8 protein-coding genes and 1 pseudogene are annotated in these 7737 nt (G+C 59.5%); 6 read left to right on the plus strand and 3 right to left on the minus strand.

What is annotated here, in order from left to right:
- Positions 1–372: alpha/beta hydrolase (locus EOA27_RS40655; RefSeq protein WP_189562017.1), on the plus strand; the 372-nt coding region annotated here is incomplete at its 5' end.
- A gap of 360 nt (positions 373–732) precedes the next feature.
- Positions 733–870: pseudogene (locus EOA27_RS42115) on the plus strand (heme-binding protein); the annotation flags it as partial.
- A 353-nt stretch (positions 871–1223) separates the two neighbouring features.
- On the opposite strand, the gene EOA27_RS13470 reads toward EOA27_RS42115, so the two are convergent.
- From EOA27_RS13470 to EOA27_RS13480, 3 genes are all read right to left on the minus strand, one after another.
- A complete protein-coding gene (locus EOA27_RS13470) occupies positions 1224–1523 on the minus strand; it encodes a putative quinol monooxygenase (RefSeq protein WP_127256425.1) in 300 nt (99 codons plus the stop codon).
- Positions 1524–1639: 116 nt separating this feature from the next.
- Positions 1640–2323, minus strand: a complete 684-nt coding sequence (locus EOA27_RS13475; protein ID WP_127256428.1) for a type 1 glutamine amidotransferase domain-containing protein — start codon at positions 2321–2323, stop codon at positions 1640–1642.
- Between the two features lie 301 nt (positions 2324–2624).
- Positions 2625–4361 carry a winged helix-turn-helix domain-containing protein gene (locus tag EOA27_RS13480; RefSeq protein WP_189562018.1) on the minus strand — a complete coding sequence of 579 codons (1737 nt, stop codon included), beginning with the start codon at positions 4359–4361 and terminating at the stop codon, positions 2625–2627.
- Positions 4362–4913: 552 nt separating this feature from the next.
- On the opposite strand from EOA27_RS13480, the gene EOA27_RS13485 reads away from it, so the two are divergent.
- From EOA27_RS13485 to EOA27_RS13500, 4 genes are all read left to right on the plus strand, one after another.
- Positions 4914–5273: a response regulator gene (locus EOA27_RS13485; RefSeq protein WP_245491086.1), complete on the plus strand. Its 360-nt coding sequence runs from the start codon at positions 4914–4916 to the stop codon at positions 5271–5273.
- 178 nt (positions 5274–5451) lie between these two features.
- Positions 5452–6099: a response regulator transcription factor gene (locus EOA27_RS13490; RefSeq protein ID WP_127256436.1), complete on the plus strand. Its 648-nt coding sequence runs from the start codon at positions 5452–5454 to the stop codon at positions 6097–6099.
- 113 nt (positions 6100–6212) lie between these two features.
- Positions 6213–7262: a BMP family ABC transporter substrate-binding protein gene (locus EOA27_RS13495; protein WP_127256439.1), complete on the plus strand. Its 1050-nt coding sequence runs from the start codon at positions 6213–6215 to the stop codon at positions 7260–7262.
- A 132-nt stretch (positions 7263–7394) separates the two neighbouring features.
- The coding region (locus EOA27_RS13500) for an ATP-binding cassette domain-containing protein (RefSeq protein WP_210214148.1) at positions 7395–7737 on the plus strand (343 nt) is incomplete at its 3' end.

Below are 7737 nucleotides of genomic sequence, written 5' to 3' on the forward strand. Positions count from 1 at the left end.
ACTTCGAAATATCCGCCACCGGAAAGCCTGAAGGCCTTCAACAAGGATCCGAATGGCTACCTCACCATCAGTGACGAAGGCATCAAGAAATACTTCGCCGCCGACCTTTCGCCTACGGAACAGGCCGTCGTGGCGGCGACGCAGGGACCATTCCATATCCGGACACTATCGGCACCAGTGACCCACGCCGCATGGCGCGAGAAGCCTACCTTCATGGTTGTTGCGACGAACGATGCGATCATTCCGCCTCAGATGGAAAAGGATCAGGTCAAGGCCGCCAACGCCAAGGCGATCGAACTGCCGGCCAGCCACGTCGCTATGTTGTCCCATCCAAAGCAGGTCGCTGATCTGATAATCAAGGCAGCAGAGTAGCGAAACTGCCGACGCCACGCCGAGGCGCGGGAAAGCGGCCTTTTGCGACGCAACCTGCCGAACGGTCGGCTCTCGCAGACGCGGTCGCGGGAGAAAATAGCGATCGATAACGCCGAAGCGTTTGGTGAGGAACCGGAAGCCGTCGTCATTTGACGGCCTTCCGGGGCGCGCTGCAACCTCGTGGCAAACAAAGTGCCCCGTTGCCTCTAAGCGGAAGTAAGGTAAGTCAATCGGCATTGAGGCTTGCGTGCCGCGATCATACGACAGCCTTGCGGTCGTAGATGCCGTTGGCCACCTGATCGCTTTCATCGGTCAGGATGGAGTTTTCATGGGCAGTATAACCTCGCCATCAACAAGGCAGTGACAGCGAGAATGTTTGACGGGCCGGCGAGCCAGTCGGGCAAGCCATCGTTCGGCGTCCAGGAAAGCAATGCCGGCAAAGTTGTCATCTTCGGCGCCGGCATACCCGTCATCATTGGAGGCAACATCGTTGGCGCCGTTGAGGCGAGCGCCGAGACGGTTGAGCAGGACATTTCAGTTGTGGACGCAGCCGTAGCCGCACTTCCCCATCCAGCGCAGCCGCCGTGCGATCATCAAGGGTTACGATTCGCCGGAAGGCTATGGATGGTGTTATCTCGACGAGATAATTAGCGACCTGCCGGACCAGACACCGTAACTGGGACCTATGTCTCGTTATGTTTGAAGGGCCGTCTCGAGGAGGCGGTGAGGCCGGCATGGCGCGTGCCGGCATGGTCGTTAGGCCGCGCACCCGACCGCATGAGGCTCCCGTCAGTCCGTCTCCAAAAGGCTTGTACGACCTCTGGCATGAATGTTCTCCAGCCTCGACGGCCTCACGACACCGACACCGCCTCGAGTACGAAAGCTGACCGGTCTGCCAGCGAAGGAATACGCGCCAGATAATCCTGGTAGTGCGGCGTCCCCCGGTGCGCCTCCACCGCATCCCTGTCGCGATAAAGCTCGTCGAGAATATAGCATTCCGGGCTGGCCTGATTGCGCCAGACATCCCAGCGCAGATTGCCCGGTTCGGCTCTACAATTCGGTGCCATGGCAACGAGCAATGCCTCCAGGTCAGCGGCCTTGCCGGGATGGGGGGTTAGGATTGCAGTAATCTTGGCTGGCGACTGAGTCATGCGAACGGCTCCCGACGATGTGCGCACCTGCGCTCGTTTTGAATGGGCGGGCTTGAGGCTACGGACGTGAGATCACAGCGTGCAAGCCCACATAGATGTCTCAGGCTGTGTTCTATTCACGCTGGAACGCCAGCCCGTTTGAGGGCGGCGACCAACTCTTTCCCAAGCGGTCCCGCCGAGGCGGGGTTCTGACCGGTGATAAGCCGACCATCAACGATGACATGAGGTTCCCAGTTGGATGCAGACGAGTACTCGGCGCCCTCCGCCCTTAGAGCGTCCTCGAGTTCGTAGGGGACGTCTTCGCGGGCGTAGTCGTACTCTTCCTTCTTCGAGAATGATGTAAGCTTCTTGCCGCGTATGAACGGTGCGCCGTCGCCGAGGTCGACCCCGAGCAGCGCGCACGGACCGTGGCAAACAGCAGCCACGAGCTTGCCCGTGGTCCAGGCGCGCACGATGGCCCTCTGGACGTCCGCATTTCGCTGGATGTCGACCATCGGCCCGAGGCCCCCAGGCACCAGGATGGCATCGTAGTCGGCAGCGTCCACCTCGGACAACTTGCGGCTATGATTCAATCGACGAAATGCCTTGCTCTCGAAAAACTCCTTCTGAGCGGGATCTTTCTCGTCATACGCGTCGTAGGGTGTCCATCCCCCAGCAGGCGAGGCGAACTCAACCGCGATTCCCGCTTTATCGAGCTCGCCGAAAGGATGAGCGACCTCGGCGAAAAAGAAACCTGTCTTGCGGTTGTGCGGACCGAGCACGGCGGCGTTGGTGACGATGAACAGGACATGTTGAGTCACGGTCTTCTCCTTTGAATGAAAGATGATGCGTTGCTTCTGCTGTCATTGCTCGGTTCGATCCCGAACCCTCAGTGCGCCCGGCTGAGCGGGCTCGCGAGATATTCCGTCCAGCGAGTTGTGAGCGCGCGAGGCGTGCGCCCGTTCCTTTGCTCCGGGTTCCACTCTGCGCGTCCGACACGAGCGCTACGTCCGCTGGCCACGAAACGGCCACCGGACGGCGGGCGACGAATGGTGGGCGCACCTCCGCCTCTGCCGGCGGTGTGGTCATGTCGCGACTGCCGCCCGGCAAGCATCTGGCTGCTCACGCCGCGCAGCTCAACACTTGCGACAGAAGATCAGGGTCGGTTGTCTGCGCTGCCTGCAAAGCGCTTTCCAAAGCGCGGCGGTGTGAGCGATCATCTTCGGAGGCCCAACCGCCGGCAATTGCCAGGCCGAGCTGAAGGCGAGCACTCAGCCGTTGATCTGGTAACGGTATCGCATCCAGCCGAGCCAGCGCACGCCCCAAAATGTCGCGGCACTCGCCCAGCAGCGACAAGTCCCTCCACAAGGGCAGCGATGCAAAAGCCAGGCGAACACCTAACGCTACGTCTTCACCTGAACCAAGCGTCCATGCCAAGGCGGAGCGGACGTCGTTCAGGCAGCGCTCAAATTTTTCGCGCCGCTCCTGGATTGCAACGGCTGCTGCCGGATCAACTCCGCGCTCAAGAAGTGCGCACATGAATGCTGCGTGACTGTGCCGGGCTTCCTTGTCCTCGCCGTCGAACCGCAACCGTTCCACAAGATAGGCCCGGGTCGTTGCAAGGAGACGGTAGGTCACTCCGCAATCCCGCCAGTCTGTTTCGACGAAGGACTTGGCGGCCAGCGATGAAAGAATGTCCATAGCTGTTTCGGGTAGCGTGCCCCTTGGAGATAGCGCCACTGCGCCCTCGAGATCAAAAGCGCCGGCGAACACGGAGAGGGCGCGCACAAAGACAGCCTCCCTATCGGACAGCAAGCGGTAGCCCCAATCGAGGGTAGCTTGAAGCGTCTGCTGTCGCGCTGGTGTCTTGCGGCATCCGTACGCCAGAACCTCGAAGCGACCCGGTAGCATTTCCAGCAATCTCGCCGGCGTCGTGGCGCCGATCCGTGTTGCGGCGAGCTCGATCGCCAGCGGAATGCCGTCGAGCCGCCGACATATCTCCGCGACACTTGGGGCGTCCGCATCCTGAAGCTCATTCCCTGTCTGGCTGGACACCCTTGTCACGAAGAGCTCCACCGCGGGATACGCCATGGCCTCGGATAGAGTTGGGTTTGATCGTGGATCCGTCTTGAGCGGACCCAAACGATATACACATTCACCGCGGATCCGCAGCGGCTCCCTGCTCGTCGCCAGGATCCGCAAGCATTCCAAGTTGGCCGAGAGCCGGTCGATCACGCTCGCGGCAGCAGGCAGAAGGTGCTCGCAATTGTCGATCAGCAACAATCTGCGTTGTCCCTCAAGGGCGTGGATTATCCCTGCGAGCGGCTCGCTGCCTCCCGTTGCTAGCCCTAGTGCCAGCGCGAGCGCGGCCGGGATCAACTGCGGATCGGAAATTTGAGCGAGGTCGACGAACATCACGCCGTCGGGGAATTGTGCTGCGACCGCATGCGCCACATTGGTCGCAAGTGCGGTTTTTCCAATGCCACCGGTTCCGGAAACCGTAACGACGGAGTTCCTGGTCAGCCTTTCCGGAACGTCCCTCGATTCATCGACCCTTCCTATGAGCCGGATCTTGGCCGGCAATCCAACAGTCCCGATCGAAATACGGTGGACAGGAGCGATGAAGCGATAACCGCGACCTGGTACGGTTGCGATGTAATCCTGCCCCCGATCGATCATCTCGAGGGCCCGTCGAAGACTGGCGACATTGACTTTGAGATTGCTGTCGTCGACGAAGGTGGTCGGCCAAGCTGCGGCGATCAGTTCTTGCTTGGTGACAATGTCGCCTGCGGCTGCGACAAGCGCAGTCAGGATGGCAATCGCCCTGCTGCCCACGCGGACTGGAGTGCCGGCGTGCATTAGAAGCTGCCGGCGAACGAGTAGCTCAAATGCGCCGAACCGATATTCTGAATCGCTAGGCATGTTCCGATGTCCTCCGGACCGGCGCCACTGCCCCCCAACGTCGCCGAGTTGCCCGTCGGCTCGAACGTTCGGTTGCATTGGGCCCAAGGAAGCCAGCGTTGCATCATCGCTGGCGAGGCTAGGCAGCAAGGCCGGACAAAGGCTGGTCGATCGCTCCGGCTGATGCTGATGCGAGTTTAGGGAGGCTAGGGGTTCGATCAATCGTATGCGGGTTTAACGACGGGTATCTGCAGGGGTGCGAGAGGCATACTTTGGTATCTTCTGCGTGCTCTGGAGCTCGATTGATCGGGCGGTCCGTCGTTGACTGTTGGCGCGATCGATCGAAGGCGGGGGAAGATGAGCACCGGCGGGTCGCAAGCCGCCTAGGTAAACCTCTGTATGGTTTCGGCCTTGTAGGCACTCTTGTATGTTGGGTGGGGGGAAAAAAGTCGTTGCTAAGAAAAGGGTCTCCCGGGGGGATTGTCAGTAGTGCCAATGCCGCGAATTCCAATGGTTGCCATAGTCGATGACGACATGGATGTTCGGGTCTCCATCGCCAGTCTCATGCGATCGGCCGGCTATGACGCGGCGCCTTTCGCCTCGGCCGCGGACTTGCTCGATTCAGCAAAGCTGAACGAAGCCGCCGTAATAATTACCGATCTGCAGATGCCGGGAATGACAGGACTTGAACTTCTGGATGTGCTGCGTTTGCGCGGCTACAAGACGCCGGTCGTCTTCATCACCGCCTATCCGGAGAAACGTACTTTAAAGCAAGCCACGAGCGCAGGCGCAGTTGGGTTTTTCATCAAGCCGTATGACCCTGGCGCATTGCTCGATTGTATCGATGCAGTTTTGAGCCAGCCGAGTTGAGATCGCGCAACAACGATAGGTTCCTCGAGCACTTCGGCGATCCGCCTCGGGGCCTTCATTGCATTATGATGTGCCGGTCTGCCAAACGCGGGGACAGAGGTCGCATTTGCGCCAAGTCGAGTCTAGAACTAGGCGAGTGCTTGGCCATCCGTCTGGCCGTTCTGCAAAAGGTGGTTCCATGAAACACGACAGCGGGAACTCGAGCTCGGACACCTCGGTCGTGTATGTCATCGACGACGATGCGTCCTTGCGAGATGCCCTGAGCACGCTATTTCGGTCCGTCGGCCTGGAAGTAGAGTTGTTCGCGTCAGCGGCAGAGTTCCAAGGCAGCCAACTGCGCAAAGTGCCAAGCTGCATTGTTCTTGATATCCGGCTTCCCGGGATCAGCGGCCTCGACTTTCAGGGGCAGTTAGGCAAGTCGGGCATCAACATTCCGGTTATCTTCGTAACTGGCCATGCCGACATCCCGATGTCGGTCCGTGCCATGAAGGCAGGGGCTATCGACTTTCTCACCAAGCCGTTTCGCGATCAGGATATGCTCGAAGCGGTTTTCGCGGCTTTGGCGCGCGACCGCGAGAGGCGGGAAGAGGAGCCATACAACGATGCCATTTCAGCTCTTTATCAAACACTGACGTCAAGAGAAAAAGAAGTCATGTCTCTCGTGACCAAAGGCCTCATGAACAAGCAGATAGCCGGCGAGTTGGGACTGAGCGAGATCACGGTCAAAATCCATCGCGGTCATGTTATGCGAAAGATGACCGTCCAGACGTTGGCGGACCTCGTTCGTGTTGCCGAGCGCCTCCAGGAACTGGGATCGGTCCGATAGGATGGTGCGTTGTCAGCTGCGCCACCGTAGCGACACGACGTGTCTCGTCATTGTCACTGAACCGGGCATAAATTAGCAACAACATAGCTACCAAGGATTTGAGGGGAACTGTGATGCCAAGATTTTCAGTCGGTCAAACCTTCGTCGCCCTATTTCTCGCCGCAAACCTATGGGCATCAGCGGCCCTGCCGGTAGCGCATGCCGCCGATTACTCGAAAGAACATCCGCTCAAGGTGGCGCTCGTCGTCCACGGCTTCCTCGGCGACAAGAGCTTCATGGATTCGGCGGCAGCTGGCCTGGAGAAAGCAAAGGCCGAGCTTCCGGTTGACGTGAAGATCATCGAGGCCGGTAACGATCCCAGCCGCTGGCAGCCGGCGCTCGCCGACGCCACCGATGCCGGCTATGACGTTGTCATCGCCGGCACTTTCGACATGACCGGCTTCGTTGTCGACTTGGCTCCCCAAAATCCCGAGACCAAGTTCATTATCTTCGACGATGCACCGGATTTCTCGAAATGCTCCTGCTCGAATGTGCTCGCAATCGAGTATCAGACTTCGTCCGCGGCATATCTCGCCGGCTATGCCGCGGCCGAGCTCAGCAAGACGGGGACACTTGGCACGATCAGTGGGATGGAGTTCCCAACTGTGACGAACTTCAAGGTAGGATTCGACGAGGGGGCTAAAGCCGCAAGGCCCGACATTAAGATCCTAAGTCAAGTTGCGGGCACATTTGACGATCCTGCCAAGGGCAAAGAGATAGCGCGGGCTCAACTCGATCAGGGTGCTGATGTGATTTTCCCGATAGCAGGAGCCACCGGTATCGGCGCGCTACAGGCGGTGCGAGATGCACACAAGCTCGCGGTCGGCGTAGATAGCGATCAGGCGACGATCTTCGCTGCTACTGATCAGGCGCAAGCCGACGTGATTTTCACTTCCGTCGAGAAGAGGATCGGCCGGTCCCTCTACATCGCTCTCAAGGATACGATCGAAGGCAAGGCGAAGTACGGCACGCGCCTGCTGCTCGGCCTGCCTGAAGGTGCGGTCGGCATATCGCGCAACGCTTACTACGAGAAGCTTGTGCCCGCCGGCCTTCGGGCCGAGATCGATGCTGTGGAGCAAAAGATATCCAAGGGCGAGATTGTCCCAGAGACGCTATTGAAGTGATCGGAAGCGCTAAGCGCCGAATGGTGTTGACATTTCGGCCAGGGCGGAATGACGACAGAAAATATGGCACCGCTCCTCCAGGCGATCGGGATCAGCAAGACCTACCCCGGCGGGGTAGTCGCCAATGACAACGTGAACATCGCGGTCAATGCTGGAGAGGTCCACGCGGTCGTCGGCGAAAACGGCGCCGGCAAATCGACGCTCATGAAGATACTGTTCGGCGTCGAGCAGGCCGACAGCGGTGAGTTGAGGTTGGTTGGCGAGCAGGTCCGCTTCGGTAGCCCTCGAGCCGCGATCAATGCCGGCATCGGCATGGTTTTCCAGCATTTCTCGCTGGTGCCCTCCTTCTCGGCTTACGAAAATATCGTGCTCGGGTCAGAGCCGCGTTCCGGTATACGTTTTGACCGCAGGAAGGCGATTGAGGAGGTGAGAGCGCTCTCGGCGCGTTTTCGCCTCCATGTGGATCCGTTGCCGC

It is taken from the genome of Mesorhizobium sp. M2A.F.Ca.ET.037.01.1.1, assembly GCF_003998075.1.
GTDB lineage: Bacteria > Pseudomonadota > Alphaproteobacteria > Rhizobiales > Rhizobiaceae > Mesorhizobium.

What these genes read in the sequence shown, in the direction of transcription:
- EOA27_RS13480 (WP_189562018.1), bottom strand. Translation starts at nt 4,361, where the DNA reads ATGCACGCCGGCACTCCAGTCCGCGTGGGCAGCAGGGCGATTGCCATC.
- EOA27_RS13485 (WP_245491086.1), top strand. Translation starts at nt 4,914, where the DNA reads ATGGTTGCCATAGTCGATGACGACATGGATGTTCGGGTCTCCATCGCC.
- EOA27_RS13470 (WP_127256425.1), bottom strand. Translation starts at nt 1,523, where the DNA reads ATGACTCAGTCGCCAGCCAAGATTACTGCAATCCTAACCCCCCATCCC.
- EOA27_RS13495 (WP_127256439.1), top strand. Translation starts at nt 6,213, where the DNA reads ATGCCAAGATTTTCAGTCGGTCAAACCTTCGTCGCCCTATTTCTCGCC.
- EOA27_RS13490 (WP_127256436.1), top strand. Translation starts at nt 5,452, where the DNA reads ATGAAACACGACAGCGGGAACTCGAGCTCGGACACCTCGGTCGTGTAT.